This is a genomic window from Mesorhizobium sp. WSM4822, from assembly GCF_055811155.1.
Genome location: NZ_JBVVQM010000012.1, coordinates 209,044 through 224,864 on the forward strand (window position 1 = coordinate 209,044; position 15,821 = coordinate 224,864).

Annotated in this window: 15 protein-coding genes; 1 reads left to right on the top strand and 14 read right to left on the bottom strand. The window is 61.6% G+C overall.

Annotated elements, in window-relative coordinates:
- Nucleotides 1–173: 173 nt before the first annotated feature.
- From ccoS to AC0L3E_RS25995, 9 genes are all read right to left on the bottom strand, one after another.
- Nucleotides 174–329 carry a cbb3-type cytochrome oxidase assembly protein CcoS gene (ccoS, locus tag AC0L3E_RS25955; RefSeq protein ID WP_473605918.1) on the bottom strand — a complete coding sequence of 52 codons (156 nt, stop codon included), beginning with the start codon at nt 327–329 and terminating at the stop codon, nt 174–176.
- Nucleotides 326–2,596, bottom strand: a complete 2,271-nt coding sequence (locus tag AC0L3E_RS25960) for a cation-translocating P-type ATPase (RefSeq protein ID WP_473605919.1) — start codon at nt 2,594–2,596, stop codon at nt 326–328. Before AC0L3E_RS25960 ends, ccoS begins: the two co-directional genes overlap by 4 nt.
- The gene (locus AC0L3E_RS25965) at nt 2,593–3,090 is read right to left on the bottom strand and encodes a FixH family protein (protein WP_473605920.1); all 498 of its coding nucleotides are present in this window, start codon (nt 3,088–3,090) and stop codon (nt 2,593–2,595) included. The genes AC0L3E_RS25960 and AC0L3E_RS25965 overlap by 4 nt, the downstream gene beginning before the upstream one ends.
- Nucleotides 3,087–4,601 (bottom strand): cytochrome c oxidase accessory protein CcoG, encoded by a 1,515-nt coding sequence (gene ccoG, locus AC0L3E_RS25970; RefSeq protein ID WP_473605921.1) that lies wholly within the window; start codon nt 4,599–4,601, stop codon nt 3,087–3,089. Before ccoG ends, AC0L3E_RS25965 begins: the two co-directional genes overlap by 4 nt.
- A 176-nt stretch (nt 4,602–4,777) precedes the next feature.
- Nucleotides 4,778–5,641, bottom strand: a complete 864-nt coding sequence (gene ccoP / locus AC0L3E_RS25975) for a cytochrome-c oxidase, cbb3-type subunit III (RefSeq protein WP_473605922.1) — start codon at nt 5,639–5,641, stop codon at nt 4,778–4,780.
- Between the two features lie 2 nt (nt 5,642–5,643).
- A complete protein-coding gene (locus AC0L3E_RS25980) occupies nt 5,644–5,793 on the bottom strand; it encodes a CcoQ/FixQ family Cbb3-type cytochrome c oxidase assembly chaperone (RefSeq protein ID WP_027164059.1) in 150 nt (49 codons plus the stop codon).
- A 12-nt stretch (nt 5,794–5,805) separates the two neighbouring features.
- The gene (gene ccoO, locus AC0L3E_RS25985) at nt 5,806–6,537 is read right to left on the bottom strand and encodes a cytochrome-c oxidase, cbb3-type subunit II (protein ID WP_473605924.1); all 732 of its coding nucleotides are present in this window, start codon (nt 6,535–6,537) and stop codon (nt 5,806–5,808) included.
- Nucleotides 6,528–8,156 carry a cytochrome-c oxidase, cbb3-type subunit I gene (gene ccoN, locus AC0L3E_RS25990; RefSeq protein WP_473605925.1) on the bottom strand — a complete coding sequence of 543 codons (1,629 nt, stop codon included), beginning with the start codon at nt 8,154–8,156 and terminating at the stop codon, nt 6,528–6,530. The genes ccoO and ccoN overlap by 10 nt, the downstream gene beginning before the upstream one ends.
- Before the next feature lie 485 nt (nt 8,157–8,641).
- On the bottom strand, nt 8,642–9,391 hold the full coding sequence (locus AC0L3E_RS25995; protein WP_473605926.1) for a Crp/Fnr family transcriptional regulator: 750 nt from the start codon (nt 9,389–9,391) through the stop codon (nt 8,642–8,644).
- A 155-nt stretch (nt 9,392–9,546) separates the two neighbouring features.
- Between AC0L3E_RS25995 and hemN the strand changes: the two genes are divergently transcribed.
- Nucleotides 9,547–10,896, top strand: coding sequence for an oxygen-independent coproporphyrinogen III oxidase (gene hemN, locus AC0L3E_RS26000; protein ID WP_473605959.1), 1,350 nt, complete (start codon nt 9,547–9,549; stop codon nt 10,894–10,896).
- A gap of 320 nt (nt 10,897–11,216) precedes the next feature.
- Here the strand turns inward: hemN and AC0L3E_RS26005 are convergent, their stop codons facing one another.
- From AC0L3E_RS26005 to trbL, 5 genes are read right to left on the bottom strand one after another with little or no spacing between them, the layout of a single operon-like run.
- Nucleotides 11,217–11,489 (bottom strand): DUF2274 domain-containing protein, encoded by a 273-nt coding sequence (locus AC0L3E_RS26005; RefSeq protein WP_063171452.1) that lies wholly within the window; start codon nt 11,487–11,489, stop codon nt 11,217–11,219.
- 2 nt (nt 11,490–11,491) lie between these two features.
- A complete protein-coding gene (locus AC0L3E_RS26010; protein ID WP_473605927.1) occupies nt 11,492–12,715 on the bottom strand; it encodes a TraB/TrbI/VirB10 family type IV secretion system protein in 1,224 nt (407 codons plus the stop codon).
- 13 nt (nt 12,716–12,728) lie between these two features.
- A complete protein-coding gene (trbG, locus tag AC0L3E_RS26015; RefSeq protein ID WP_473605928.1) occupies nt 12,729–13,757 on the bottom strand; it encodes a P-type conjugative transfer protein TrbG in 1,029 nt (342 codons plus the stop codon).
- Nucleotides 13,747–14,478 carry a conjugal transfer protein TrbF gene (gene trbF, locus AC0L3E_RS26020; RefSeq protein ID WP_473605929.1) on the bottom strand — a complete coding sequence of 244 codons (732 nt, stop codon included), beginning with the start codon at nt 14,476–14,478 and terminating at the stop codon, nt 13,747–13,749. The genes trbG and trbF overlap by 11 nt, the downstream gene beginning before the upstream one ends.
- Complete coding sequence (trbL, locus tag AC0L3E_RS26025) at nt 14,479–15,801, bottom strand: P-type conjugative transfer protein TrbL (RefSeq protein WP_473605930.1); 1,323 nt, start codon at nt 15,799–15,801, stop codon at nt 14,479–14,481. It abuts the gene before it with no gap.
- Nucleotides 15,802–15,821 lie beyond the last annotated feature (20 nt).

Here is a 15,821-nt window from a genome sequence, read left to right on the forward strand (position 1 = left end):
TAGCGCGGGCTCCGCTAACTGGTGATCGCGATCTCGCACTCGCAACCCCTACGCCGCCAACTCCGCACGTGGACTGGCAACGCAATCACTGCCTGAGAGAGGCTTTTCGGGCCTGGGATTTGCAAGCTGCTGAGCATCCGCACCTTGTTCCAGAACATGGACAGCGGCTTCATTCAGCGTTCCAGATCGTCGTCCTGGTCGATGAGGATCCGCTCGGCGGCGCCGTCGAGATCTTGATATTGACCACTCCTCAAGGCCCACACAATGCCAGACAGCCCCAGCGCGCCGAGAAACAAAGCCACCGGAATGAGGTAGACAAGCGTCGTCACGACGGCTGCGCCGATGCATGAATGCCGGAACCAGCAGCTGTCGACGAAACTCTCGTCATCCGGTTCGGTGCAAAGCCTTGCAGCCGCAGCGCATTGCCAATGACAAGCAGTGACGAGGCGGACATGGCGATCGCCGCTATCAAAGGCGTAACGTGTCCGAGGATGGCGATCGGTACCGCGACCGCATTGTAGACGATCGCGATGACGATGTTCTGCCGGATCAAGCGTCCTGCCTGGCGCGAGACGTCCAGCGCCAGTGGGACTGCCAGAAGGCTCTCACGCAGGAAGACGAAGTCGGCGGCATTGCGGCCAATGTCGGCGGCGGTGGCCGGAGCGATCGAGACATGCGCCGCGCTCAGCGCCGGCGTGTCGTTGAGGCCGTCGCCAACCATCAGAACCTTGTGTCCGTCTTTCGCCAGGGTCTCGATGCGCTCGACCTTGCCCGACGGCAGCAGGCACGGGACGAAGTCCTCGACACCCAGCATTTTTGCAACTTCACCGCAGGCGCCGGCAGTATCGCCCGACAGCATTTGCATCGACACCCCGGCATCGTTCAATCGCTTGATCGCCGCCGCCGCGTCGGCGCGCAGCGCATCCTCGAAGTCGAAGGTCGCGACAATGAACCCGTCTCTTGTCAGCACCGTTCCGCCATAGCCGGTCCGGGCCTTCCATCCAGCCCATCCGCGTCGACCCAGCCGCCAGATACTTCCGGCGACAGTGGCTTCGATTCCAAACCCTGGATGCTCGGTGACGGCATCGAATTTGTGTTGCCCGCCAGGAGCGGCAAAGCCGGTTATGGCCTTTGAAAACGGGTGACGCGAATGCGCAGCCATGTCTCCCGCGACTGCCAGCATGGCCGGATCGATCGACGATGCATTGACCAGCCGGGGCTGGCCGAGCGTGAGCGTTCCGGTCTTGTCGAACACCGCTGTATCAATCGTCGCCAAGCGCTCCATGGCCGAACCGTCCTTGACCATGATGCCGTTCTCGAACAGGCGCCGCGCCGCGACCACCTGGACGATCGGTACGGCGAGGCCGAGCGCGCAGGGGCACGTGATGATGAGAACAGCAATGGCGATCGTCATCGCCCGGTGCCAGTCGCCGGTCGCTGCCATCCAGCCCAGAAATGTCACGGAGGCGGTGAGATGAACCACGGGCGCGTAGAGCGCCGAAACGCGATCAGCGATCCGGCGATAATGCGCCCGGCCGCCCTCTGCAGCCTCCATCAGCCGAACCATTTCCGCCAGAAACGAATCTTTCGCGGCGGCTGTCGCCTCAATCGTCAGCGGGCCGGTTAGGTTGAGGACACCAGCCTGCACGGCTTCGCCTGCTGCAACGCTTCGAGGCGTGCTCTCGCCCGAGACAAGCGAACAGTCCAGATCCGATGCCCCTTGAAAGATTTTGCCGTCGACGGGTATCCTTTCGCCGGCAGCAATCAGCAGCTGCATCCCTGGTTCGATCTCGCCAACCGGCAGATAGTCGCGCGCACCGTCGCCGCGCAGCACCATGGCGCCGCGTGCGGCCAGCTGCGACAGGCCTTTCACCGCGGTGCGGGCACGTTCGCGCATCACGTGATCCAGCGTGCGGCCGATCAACAGGAAGAACAGCAGCGACACCGACGCATCGAAATAGGCGTGGTCGCCATGGTTGATCGTCTCGTAGAGGCTCATGGCGTAAGCCAGCGACACTCCGACTGCGATCGGCACGTCCATGTTCATGCGGCCGTGGCGCAGTGCATTCCAGGCCGAGCGGAAGAAGATGCCGCCGGCGAAGGCGAGCGCCGGGATGGCGATCAGCGCCGATACCCAGTGAAACAGGTCGCGGGTAGCCCCTTCGGCGCCGGACCAGACCGAGACCGAAAGCAGCATGATGTTGCCTGCGGCAAAGCCGGCAACAGCGACGGCGCGGATCAACTCGGCAAGCGTCTTGTCCTTCTTATCAGCGTCGGCTTCGAACAGGTGCGCCTCGTAGCCCAGCCTGCCAAGCGCGGCAACGAAGAGTGGGACCTCGTCGCCTCGCCACCGGATCGCGACCCGCTTCGTCGACAGGTTGACACGCGCGCCTTCGACATTATCGAGCTTCGCCAGCGCCGTCTCGATCGCCTGGATGCAAGCCGCGCAATGAACCATCGGCACGGAAAGGTCGGTCTGGCGGAGATCATCGCCAAGCAATCGGCTCGCCAGCCTGATCTCCTGGCTGGACGGCAGGACCGATCCGTTGTTGACCAGATCAAGCGCCATTTCGGCACCCGGTGCACAACAACTCATTGCAGCGCTCCATTGGCAATCATGATCCTGCGGACGTCGCGGTACGGCTCTGCCAGACCGGCGTCGGCGTCGACTTCGACAATCCAGACGCCGTCCTTCGGCATGTGCTGGGCTGCGAATTCCTGGTACGAGGCGGGCGCGAGGATGACCGACTTGTCCTCTTTCTCGTATGCGGGATGGCGAAACAGCACCTTGACGCCGTGCAAGGGAACCGGCTTGCCGGCGGCGTCGGTAAGGCCGTAGTGAACTTCGCCCCATGCAATGGTCAGCTTGCCGGTCCAGCCAAGGGCTGCCTGCGCGCGCCCCTCCTCGGCCTTCTTGTTGAATTGCTGGCTCGCCGCATAGGTGTTTTCGACGACCAGTCCGGTCCAGCTCGTGTTGGCGAGCGTGGCCATGGTCAGATTGACCGCGATGACCACGCCGAAAAAGGCCAGGATGATGACCAGCATGTGCCTGCCGGTGAATTCGCGGGGTTTTTCAGCGTTGGCGGTCATCGGACGATCTCCGGGGCGTTGAAGGTGGCGGTGTATTCGTCCGCCTCGAAGCTCGACTTGTCCTCGACACGGAACGTGAAGGTTTGCTCTGCGCCACGGATTTGGTCGGCCGGCTGGCGCACGAAGACCTTCAGCATTTTCAGGCGATCGGGCTCGACCGGGATGGCGAAGGAGCGGCCCGCCTTGATGTCGTCCCCGACCACGCTCATTTGGCCCCCTTGCAAGCCCTGCATAGTGACAACAATGGTCCGCGGTTCGGGGATCATGTTGAGCAGCTTGACGGTGTAGCCGTTACGGATCGAGCCGTCGGACAGCGTGACGAATTGCGGATTGCGGTCATGCAGCACGTTGACTTCGAGCCGATTGCGCGTCAGCAGCGAATAGAGCAGGCCCAGGCCGATCAGCGACCACAGACCCATGTAGACGTAGGTGCGTGGCCGGAAGATCTTGCTGACATGGAAATGCGCCACCTTGTCGGAGAACAGGCCATCAGCGGTCCTGACCAGCGACGGGTTGACTGAACTGGAGCCGCCCTTCGCCAGCATCATGTTGGCGTTGTAATCGGAGAGCGTTGCGTAGGAAATCAGTCCGCGTTCCCTGCCGAGCTTGCCCATGACGCCGTCGCAGGCGTCGATGCAAAGCGCGCAGGTGATGCATTCGAGCTGCTGGCCGTCGCGAATGTCGATCCCCATCGGGCAGACCGCGACACAGGCATTGCAGTCGACGCAGTCGCCGACCGACTGTCCCGCGGCTTGCACCTTCTTGGCATGACGCGAACGCGGTTCGCCGCGCCAGTCATTGTAGGTGACGGTGAGCGAACTTTCGTCGAGCATGGCCGCCTGGATGCGTGGCCATGGGCACATGTAGGTGCAGACCTGTTCGCGCATCAGCCCGCCGAACGTATAGGTCGTGGCCGTCAGCACGGCGACGGTGATGTAGGCGACGGGTGCCGCGGTGCCGGTGAAGAGTTCGCCGAGCAGTGTCGGTGCATCGGCAAAGTAGAAGATCCAGGCGCCGCCGGTCGCCGCCCCAATGACCAGCCAGATGGCGTGCTTCGAAACCCGCAGCGCAAGCTTGCGGGCGGTCCAGGGGCCGGCATCGAGTTTCATGCGTGCGTTGCGATCACCCTCGATGGCGCGCTCAACGACCAGAAACAGATCGACCCATACCGTCTGCGGACACGCATAGCCGCACCAGGCACGCCCGACAGTCGAGGTAATCAGGAAAAGACCGACGCCGGCCATGACCAGAAGGCCGGCCACATAGTAGAATTCCTGCGGCCAGATCTCGATGAAGAAGAAGTGGAAGCGCCGGTTGGCGAGATCGAGGAGCACGGCTTGGTCTGGGGCAAATGGACCTCGATCCCATCGCAACCACGGTGTCAGGTAGTAGATGCCAAGGGTGATCGCCATCACCAGCCATTTGAAGCGGCGAAAGCTGCCTGAGGCGCGCTTGGGGAAGATTTTCTCGCGTCTGGCATAATGAGGCTGGCGCGGATTCGGGGAATTCATGGCCGAGGCTTCGAGCCGTTCTATTCGCGTACTACTGCACACATGCGTCTCCACTCCCAGCCAATGTCCGAAGCGTGCCGCATTGATGATGCGGCGCAGCCGAATGGGTGTCGAGGCCCGGCTCGCGCCGGGCCTCGTCGCTTGGCAGGGGGAGGCCGAGAATAGGGCTTTCCTTCCTATTCTCCGCCGCCAAGCGAATGGACATAGACCGCAAGTTCCTTGACTTTGATCTCGCCGAGACGGCCGACCCAGGCCGGCATGACTCCCTGTTTCGGTGCACGGACCTGCGCGGCGATGGCTGCCTCGCCGGATCCATAGAGCCAGATCGCATCGGTCAGGTCGGGCGCGCCGAGCTCCTTGTTGCCCTTTGCATTGTCGCCATGACAGCCCACGCAATTTTCAGCAAAGACCTTGGCGCCGGGCTCGATCAGACTTGCGTCCTGGACCTCGCCGGAAAGGCTGGCGACGTAGGCGCTGACCTGAGCAATGTGGTCAGCGGCTATGATGTCGCCAAAGGCAGGCATTTCCGACAGGCGCGTGTCCGGATCGGACGCGAAGCGGATGCCGTGCGTAATTGTCTGCTGGATCTGCTCGGCCTTGCCGCCCCATAGCCAGTCGTCGTCGTTGAGATTGGGAATGCCCTTGGAACCTTGGGCGCCGGAGCCATGACATTGGACGCAATTGATCTTGAAGGCGGCGCTACCGGCGGCAATGGCGAATTCGCGCAGGGCATCATCCGAGACGATTTCCCAGACATTTTTCGACTCCACCGCCGCGAGGTATTTGCCCTTCGCTGCTTCCGCATCCGCCAGCTCTTGCTTGACGTCATTGCGGCTCGAATAGCCGAGAACACCCGTCGTCGCCGAGTGCAGCAGCGGCCATGCCGGATACGCGATCGTGTAGCCGATCGCCCAGACGATGGTGACGTAGAAGATGGTGATCCACCAACGCGGAAGCGGGTTGTTCAACTCCCGGATGCCATCCCATTCATGGCCGGTGGTTGGGACGCCGGAGATTTCATCGATATGCTCCTCGCTCATGATCACTCGTCCTGAAGCGGAATTCGGGCAGCTTCGTCGGCCAGAGCGCGGCTTCCGGGGCGGAGCGCGAAGACACTTGCCCCCGCAAAGAAAAGCGCCATGGCAAGCAGACCCCAGCTATCCGCAAACTCCCGCATCAAATTGTAATCCATGGAAAACAGTCCTCAGCGGTAGCCGGCGGCTTCGTCGTAGTTCTTGAAATCGACCAACGTGCCGAGCATCTGCAGATAGGCGACGAGGGCGTCCATTTCGGTGACTTGTTGCGGCTTGCCATCGAAGTCGCCCGCCTTTGCTTTCGGATAGCGAGCCAACAATCCCGACGTGTCGGCATTCGGATCGGACTGTGTCATCAGGTCAGCATTGGCATGGGCGATCATGTCGTCCGAATAGGGCACCCCGACTCGCCAGTTGGCTACCAAATGGGTCGAGAAGTCTTTCACGTCGATCGGCGCGTCTTTGAGGAACGCGTAGCTGGGCATGATCGATTCCGGCACCACGGAACGTGGATTGGAAAGATGCGCGACATGCCATGCATTGGAGTAGCGGTCACCGACCCGGGCCAGATCTGGCCCCGTCCGCTTCGACCCCCATTGGAAGGGGTGATCGTACATCGACTCGGCTGCCAGGCTGTAGTGGCCATAGCGCTCGACCTCGTCGCGGAACGGCCTGATCATCTGGCTGTGGCAGACATAGCAGCCCTCGCGCACATAGATGTTGCGGCCAACGAGTTCGAGCGGCGAGTAGGGACGCATGCCTTCCACCTTCTCGATCGTGTTGTCGAGATAGAAGAGGGGTGCGATCTCGACGATGCCGCCGACGGTCACGACAAGAAGGGAGCCTACGAGAAGAAGCGTGGCGTTCTTCTCGATAATGGCATGTTTGTCCATCAAGCCCATCGGTTTGGCTCCCTGGCAGGCTGCAGGACAGGCGCGGCACCCGACATGGGCCTCTCCTCACGCTGGTGGCCGAGGATTGTCATGGCGACGTTCCAGGCCATGATCAGGGCGCCGGAGAGGTACATCGCCCCGCCAATGGCGCGCATCACATAGTAGGGGTGCATGGCGGCGACGGTTTCGGCGAAGGAGTAGACCAGGAAGCCCTGCTCGTCGTATTCGCGCCACATCAGACCCTGCATGATGCCGGACACCCACATGACCGCGGCGTAGACGACGATGCCGAGCGTCGCCAGCCAGAAGTGCCAGGTGACCAGCCGCAGCGAATAGAGCCTGTCGCGGTTCCAGAGCTTCGGAACCATGTAGTAGATCGCGCCGAAAGAAATCATGCCAACCCAGCCGAGCGCGCCGGAGTGCACGTGACCGATGGTCCAGTCGGTATAATGCGACAGCGAGTTAATCGCCTTGATAGCCATCACCGGGCCTTCGAAGGTCGACATGCCGTAGAAGGCGACGGCCGTCACCATCATGCGGATGATCGGATCGGTGCGCAGCTTGTCCCAGGCGCCGGATAGCGTCATCAAGCCGTTGATCATGCCGCCCCATGACGGCATCCACAGCATGATCGAGAACACCATGCCGAGCGTCTGCGCCCAGTCGGGCAGAGCGGTGAAATGCAGGTGGTGCGGCCCGGCCCAGATGTAAAGGAAGATCAGTGCCCAGAAGTGGATGATCGACAGCCGGTAGGAATAGACCGGGCGGTTCGCCTGCTTGGGCACAAAATAGTACATCATGCCGAGGAAGCCGGCGGTGAGGAAGAAACCGACGGCGTTGTGGCCGTACCACCATTGCGTCAGGGCATCCTGGACCCCGGAAAAGGCGGAGTAACTCTTGGAGCCTAGGAGAGAGGCCGGCATCGACAGGTTGTTAATCACGTGCAGCATCGCGATGGTGACGATGAAGGACAGATAGAACCAGTTGGCGACGTAGATGTGCGGTTCCTTGCGCTTCAGGATCGTGCCGAGGAACAGGATGAGGTAAGCGACCCAGACGATGGTCAGCCAGATGTCGACATACCATTCGGGTTCGGCGTATTCGCGGCTTTCCGTGATGCCGAGCAGATAGCCGGTCGCGGCCATGACGATGAAAAGCTGATAGCCCCAGAACACGAACCAGGCGAGATCACCGCCGAACAGGCGGGCGCGGCAGGTGCGTTGCACGACGTACAACGACGTGCATAGCAGCGCGTTGCCGCCGAAAGCAAAGACGACGCCGGACGTATGCAGCGGCCGCAAGCGTCCGAAATTGAACCAAGGCTGAATGTTGAGATCGGGATAGGCCAGCTGCAGCGCGATGACCACGCCGACCAGCATGCCAATGACGCCCCAGAACATGGTGGCGATGGCGCCGTAGCGGATCGGATCGTCCATATAAGCGGATCGGTCGATCGGAGTTGCCGGCTTGAACTCCGTGTGGCGCAACAAGACCCCGGTGAAGGCAGTAAGGGCAAAAAACAGCACCCACATGTGCTGGCGGAAAGGTCCGTCAATGCCGAAGCCGGCAGCCACCAGGGCTGCAAAAGCAAACAAGCCCACCACGACGATCGCTGTCCCGAATTTCATCGCAAATCCTGATCCCGAATCGGGCGCACGCCCAATCCGCTGTGCATCAATTGCGCAGCTGCCCTCTGCTCGCCCTGATCCATGTCAGGCGCCAGGTTTGTTCGGTGGAATCGAGTTCGCGCAAATCAGAAGGTGGCATACGGAAGCGCGCGACGGGCCTGCCCCGCTCACGACGAACGTTGAGGCGGGCGATATGTCGAGGCATGCCCTCCGCGACTTGGAAGTACTGCTGCTAGCGTCGCTTGGAACGGCTCGGGAACGACGTAAATGGCGACATCGTCGCTACCATTGCGGGTACGAGGACCTCAACGATCAATGCTTCATCGGCGAGCGGACACTCATGGCGGGTGGCTAGCTTATCCGATAAGGGTCGCGGATGCTCTCGTGTCCATGCTACCGGGGGCTCGAAGGCTGCAGCGACCGTTCGAACGCAGCATGTCCTGCCGCGGCTTCGGAGTTGGCGGCGCAGACCCCGCCGCTTGGGGTTATTCAAACTGCCGCGGCCTTCGGCCGCCGCAACGCTGCTCCAGCCGGCCGACGCTCTCCACCATCACATGGCGTTTGTTCTCGATCCGGATCACGCCTTCAGCTCGCAATCGAGTCAGCTGCCGGCTCACAGTCTCATTCGTCAGTCCAAGGAAATCAGAGATGTCGGCACGAGTCAGCGGCAGATCGAAGGACGCTGAGCTGGCAGTCGGATTGACATTGGAATCGATATTCAGGGCGATCATGAGGAGAAAACTCGCCACCTTTTCCGATGCCGTCTTGCGCCCGAGCGTCACCATCCATTCGCGTGCTGCGTCAAGTTCGTCCAGCGTCTGCTTGAGGAGGCGGCGCTCGAGTTCCGGTGAATCCTTCATCATCCTTTCAAGGGCTGGCTTGGGGAACGAACAAAGGGTGACAACAGTTGCCGCTTCCGCACTGATCTCGCTTTCCACCTTGAAGGGTCGCCCCAGAAAATCCGGTGCAAACTGGAGAGCTACGATCTGCTGGCGCCCGTCCGAAAGGCTCTTCGTCAGCTTCACCACGCCTGAAAGCACATTCGAATAGCTGCCGACAGCTTCGCAGTCGCCGATCAGTTCGACTCCTGGCTCGATCTTGTGCCGCGACGAAGTCTTGGCGAGCCAAACCAAACGGTCTGGATCGAGCGCGCCGCAAATACCACGACGCCTTCCCTCGCAAGAGCGGCAAAGAACGGGAATGCCGGAACTGTGAATGTCTTGCCGTAATGTCATGCGCTCGCTCTACCCTCTCCCAAGCACCGACAGGATAGCAATCCAGGGTAGAAAAATCCTTGCGGCAGTTTGTCCGAGCTGCACTTGATCGAAATCAGGGCGTTGGCCGGCCAACCAGTCAACAGTTCCAGCGATGCAAACATGGTGACCACGACATGCAGACGAAAGTAGCTGCCTGGATTGTCGAAAACGTCCCTCGCTACACCAGCTATCCGACGGCACCGCATTTCCATGAGGGCGTCGATGCTGCGGCTTATCGTGGCTGGCTGGAGGCGCTCGGCGGGGACGATGAGATATCGCTCTACGTGCACATCCCATATTGCGACAAACTTTGCTGGTTCTGTGCGTGCCACACAAAGCAGACACGCCACTACGAACCGGTTACTACCTATCTGCGGTCATTGCATGCTGAGATCGCCACCGTCGCCAGTCTTGTCGCAGGCAAGGGCCGCGTGCGTGCTATCCATTTCGGCGGCGGTTCGCCGACGATGCTCAAACCCGAAGATATGGTGGCGTTGGCAACCGTCCTGCGCAACAGCTTCACATTTCTTCCCGGCGCCAAGATCAGCGTCGAAATCGAACCCAACGATATGGACGAAGCCCGCCTCGACGCGCTTGCCGAAATTGGCATGACGAGGGCGAGCCTCGGCGTGCAGGATTTCGATCCGAAGGTGCAAAAGGCCATCAATCGCGAGCAGACCTTCTTGCAGACCAAAACGGTTGTCGACGGCGTTCGGTCCCGCGGCGTCGAATCGGTCAACCTGGACCTGCTCTACGGCTTGCCGCACCAGACCAGGGAGAGAGTCCTGTCCACAGTCATGCAGGCGCTGACGCTGCAGCCGGACCGGATCGCCCTTTTTGGCTACGCCCATGTGCCATGGTTCAAGAAACATCAGACCATGATCGACGAGGCCTGGTTGCCAGGCCCGGAGGAGCGGCTTGCCCAATCGCAACTGGCAGCACGCGCCATCCTCGACCAAGGATACGAAGCAATCGGGCTCGACCATTTCGCCAGACCGGACGATGCGCTGGCGCTTGCCGCGCAGGCGGGGATGTTGCGTCGTAACTTTCAGGGCTACACCGAGGATCGCTGCGAAACCCTGATCGGCCTCGGCCCGTCGTCCATCAGCCAATTCAAGCAAGGCTCCGTCCAGAACATGCCTTCAACCGGCGAATATGGCCGCATGGTGGATCAGGGTGGGTTGGCTTCGGTCCGCGGAATTGTTTTTTCCAACGACGACCGCGCTCGCGGCTGGATCATCGAGCGGCTGATGTGCGATTTCGGCTTCTCGGCAGTCGAATTGGTGGAACGCTTCGGCAAAGCCGGCCAGAAGCTCCTTCTCCGGTCGAGTACCGTGGCCCTCGACAACCCCGTCCGATTGCTTGAACTCGATGGCGACCGTTTCGTCGTGCCGGTGGAAAGTCGTCCCTTTGTCAGGAGCGTCGCTGCGAAGTTCGACAAATATCTCGAAAGCGGAAAGGCTAGGCACTCGGTGGCAATTTGAGCCAGAGTGCGTCGCAGACCGGGCAGGGTCCATCATCGGTGACCTTTCGCCACGCCACGATGTTGTCAGCGCACCCCTCTCGTTGAAGAATCAATGACAAGCACGCAGGCATACGAATCGGATCGGAAAAACCTAAGCTGACGCGCTGCATCCACGCTGCCTCCACACGACGCTGCCGCCTTAATGGTTGTCTTCCCGGTCGAGATCGGCCGCCGCATGATGGCGATGGACCATCGCTTGGCGACAGCTCGGCCTCATATGGATGGACCCGCCGAGCGGGCGGTGCGCCACCATTGCACTTGACCAACTCTCTGCTGCGGTCATTTGGAATCTGAAGCTGGCTGAGACCGCGACTTGCCCGGGACGCTGGCCGTCGCCATACCTTCTTTTCTGGCCTTGGCAAACGCTCGGTCGCCTTCCAGAAATCCCGCCAGCATGAAAGGGATGAGTTCCGCCACCGTTTCAGACTCGCCGTAGGTCTGACGATAGAGCGCAGCATACGCATTGAGTTCTTGGCTCAACTCCGCGCTCACAGTGATGGTGATCTTCAAAGGCGTTCGATCTGGAAGCTTACCAAGTTTCAAGTTGGCCATAATCACTCCCGTTCAACTTTGTACGGCCGCAGCAAAAGGTCCTTGTGCACGATGACGCGCAGCGGCCAGCCTGGTCGGATAGTGATGGTGGGCTGAACATTGAGATTCATCTCAGTTATGCGCTGGCCGGCTCGACTGACATTCTGCTGGGCGGATTCGCGGATCGCCTTGACCAGATCGCTTTCATTGTCTCCGAGGCTCAATTCGGTGCCCACGCCAAGCAAGGTCGCAAGCGCAACCCCCTTGATCAGCTGCCAGGTGTGGAAATCCACCTTGTCCTCAAGCCCTGCATATCCGGCGCTGTCTGTTGCCGGCAGATTGTCGATTTCGATCGAGGAACCGTCCGGCAGGATTATTCGCTGCCAGACCAGCAATGCGCGCCTTTGCCCAAACGCCACCACGCTGTCATAGGTGCCGATCAGCCGTGAACCTTGTGGAATGAGCAAGATGCTGCCCGTGACTGTGTCTTGGACATTCTCCGTGACCTGCGCGACGACAAGGCCGGGTAGGTCGGAATTGATGCCGGTGATCAGGCTTGCCGCGATCACGCTGCCAGCCATCAGCTGGTAGGGCGAAGCAGACGTCTGCAGCGCATGCGGATTGTAGATCCCGCTTGTGCTCCGCTGACTGACAAAATCCAGCTTGCGCTGTTGGTTGTTCTGATCGCCTTCGGCTGGAGCGACGGAAGCCGATGCGCCTGTCGCTCCCGGTTGCGGAACCGCTTCAGGCCGCTGCGGTACACTCTCCCCGCCGCCGGCGAGATCTGTCGGTCTCGGTCGATTGTCGATTCGGAACAACACTTGCGACTCGCGCGCTTCGATCGCCTGCTGGGCAAGGCGTTGATCCTCGGCGGAGACCTCCTGTCCCGGCGCGATGCCGAGTTGGCGCTGCCGCTCGAGGATGGGGCGGCCGAGATCACCGGGTAGCGGCGGTCCAAGCACCGGGGCCTCAGACTTGACGCCGGAATAATCCCTGGGCAGCCCGTCGAGTCCCTCGGCGGTGGGCTTGTGGTCAGGATGGTAGAGGTCTTCCGCATGCCCTTTGAATCGCAATGCCGGTCCCTGAAGCGCAACCATCATGACGCCCAAAATGGCACCGCATCCGGCGGCAGCGATCGCGACAATCACACCTCGCCTGAAGCGCACAGCCGCGCGGGGTGAGGCGCGCAGCTGGAGCTGGTCGGGATCAAGTTTCGGCGGCGCATTGGAGTGGGACGTATCGGTCATGAGCCTTGTCCCCTCACCTGCCAAAACCGGCAAAGAGTGGCATCCGACGCGGCAATTGCCGACCGTCAATCCTTGTGATGCGCACCACCTGCTGCGGCTTGGCGCCGAGGCGCAGTTCGGCCGCGGCGAACAGGCGATCGACGATGTAGTAGTTGCCGCGCATGCGGTAGTTGACCAGCTGATTGCCGCCGTCAGCACCGACGATGAAGAGCGGCGGCGCCTCGCCCTGATCGATGCGGCGCGGGAATTCGATATAGACCTTGCTGCCGTCGTCAAAGGCCCGTGTCGGTCTCCAGGGCGGTGTGTCGCCGGCTATTGAGTAGCGGAATCGGATATTTTCGAGCGCAACATTCGACGCGACGGGCGTAGCAGCTTCGGCCTGAACGTTTCGCCGGCGCAGCGCAAGGATCTGGTCTTCGCTGTAAGTCCAAGAGATGGCCGCCATTGCGGTCTTCTCCGTGCTTTGGAGCTGCAAGTGATAGGTGCGTCGATCCGTGGTGATCACCAGATTTGTGGTAAGCTCGGGCGCAAACGGCTTCACCAAAACATGGGTGCGCTGACTGTCACCGGTGCCACTGACGGTATCGCCTATGACCCACCGGACCGTGTCCCCAGCGGACACGGCTGTCAGCTTCTCGCCCGGCTGCAGAGCGATATCGGTGACGCGCTCCGGCGCGGCAAAGAGCTGATAAAGCGCACCGTCGGTGAAGGGATAGATCTGGACGGCGTTGACATAGCCATACCCGGTTGGCTGCCGGGTTGCGGCCTTGTTGGCATCGGCAACGCGTTCTTCAGGTGAGCGCTTGTCTTCGGCGACCTTGACCGCGTCAGGCTGCAACTGGCCGGGCAGCGGTAGCGGCTTTGGCACCTCGACGATCTTGACCGGTTGCTCCGGCGGCTTCTCGATCGACGCTGCTTTGAAGTCGGCAGCGTCATAGGAAATCTCGGGCGGTGGCACCGGCTTGGATGCGCAGGCCGACAGCACCGCGGCTGAGGCCGACACGATCAGCGCGGCACGGAGCGATGGGGCTCTATTTGTCATTGGCGGGCTCCTTGGGGGAAACGGATGACGGCGCGGCGCTGTCGAGCTCGCGCGACCAATCGATGGCGTTGATGAAGACGCCGAGCGGATTCTTGCGCAGTTGGTCCGTATTGCTTGGCGGCCGGATCATGACCGTGAGGATCGCCGTCCAGCGGGTCGTGCTGGCAAGGCTGCCGCGCTCAAATACCTGCTCGGTCCATTTGACCTGGAACGAGTTGTCGGAAGCCCGCACCACGCTGGTCACCTGGACGGACACGCTGCGCGTGCCGATCTGACCGAAAGGGTCGTTCGCCTTGGCATATTCGTTGAGAAAGTGCGCGGCGCGGTCGGTGGCAAAGTCATAGGCCGCCAACCAGTTCTGCCGCACCAACACCGGATCGGTGGAAACGGAACGGATATTCTGGATGAAGCGGCCAAGATGCCATGCGATCTGGGCATCCGTTGGCTCGTAGTCCTGGATTGCCGGGGCTACGGCGCGCGCCTCGCCGAAGCGGTCGACCTCGACGACGTATGGCACAACCCGGCTCTGCATCGACTGCCAAACGAGCCCGCCCGAGAGCCCGGTTGCCAAAGCCAGGCAGCCAAGAGCCATCAGCCGCCAATTGCGGGCCTGCACCCGCGATGAGCCGATGCGCTCATCCCACAAGTGGCCCGCCCTCTGGTACGGTGTAATGGGCTCGGGTGTCTTGCCGTAGCGTTGAACGGGTCTCTTGAAGAGCATCTAGTCGTCCTTGTCGTTGAGAGAGGGATTGGCGCTGCCGCCCGGTCTGTCACCATCACGCACGGCCTGTATGGCGGCGTGGCGGTGGGCTAGCGCAGACTGCTGGGAACGCAGGCGCCTGGCCCAGCCAGGGGCCGCATCGGCGGTCGAACCCGCAGCACTTTCAGTCATCGACACGAAAGACGACCCGCCGGTCGCGGTCCATGCGGCTTGGCGCCCGGCATCGGCGCTGCGCCCGAAGGTTCCCGCGGCAGATCGTGCCGCTCGCATCGCGGCGCCACTGGCGGTACCCGCCACGCCCTGCATCCCAGCAGCCACACCGGACAGGCCGGAATCGGGTGAGGTTGCGCGCCCCAGCTGCCAGGCAGAGGAAGCTGCCGAACCGATGGTCGTGCCGGCTCGAATTGCGGCAAGCCCGCCATCAGTTGCCACGCGCGCGCCAGCGACCGCGGCACCTCCGGCAACGAGTGATGCACCGGCCCCGGCCGCGGCCGTACCCAGGGCGGCGCCCGCACCAAGCTGCGGGGCGCCGGAGACGAGACCGGATGCTATTCCAGGCCCGAAGATCCCTAGCCCAAGAAGCGCCAGCGCGCCCAACACCTGTGACATGGCGGCGGCCAAATCCGGCTCCTTGCCTTGCAGCGCGGAAGCGAACTCGCCGAACAGTGTGGAGCCGATGCCGACGACGACGCCAAGCACCATCACCTTGATGCCCGACGAGATCACGTTGCCGAGCACACGCTCGGCCAGGAACGCCGACCGGTTCCAAAGTGCGAAGGGCACCAGAACGAATCCGGCGAGAGTGGTGAGCTTGAACTCCAGAATGGTGATGAAGAGCTGGATGGAAAGAATGAAGAAGGCGATGATGACCAGGAACCAGGCCACGAGCAGCACGAAAATGGTGAGCGCGTTGCCGAAGATTTCAGGAAAGCCAAGAAGCTGGCTCGCCTGATCGAGCAGCGGCCAGGCGCCCTCAAAGCCTGTGGCGGCAATACGTCCGGGCCGCAGGAGATTGTCGGGGGAAAGATTGTCGGCAGAAGCGTTGATGCCCAGCCCGGCAAAAGAGCGGTATATAATGTCGGCGAGGTTCTTGAAATTGTTCAGGATGAAAGCGAAGACGCCGACATAGAGCACCTTGCGGACGAGGCGGCCCAGAATGTTGGGCTCGCCGGCGAATGCCCAAGCGAGCCCGGCTAACGTGATGTCGATGCCGATCAGCGTCGCGGTGAGGAAGGCGACATCGCCCGACAGCAGACCGAACCCGCTGTCGATATAGCGGATGAAAGTCTCCATGAAGCGATCGATGACCCCGAGGTCGTTCATTCCGCCTTCCCCTCGTGAAA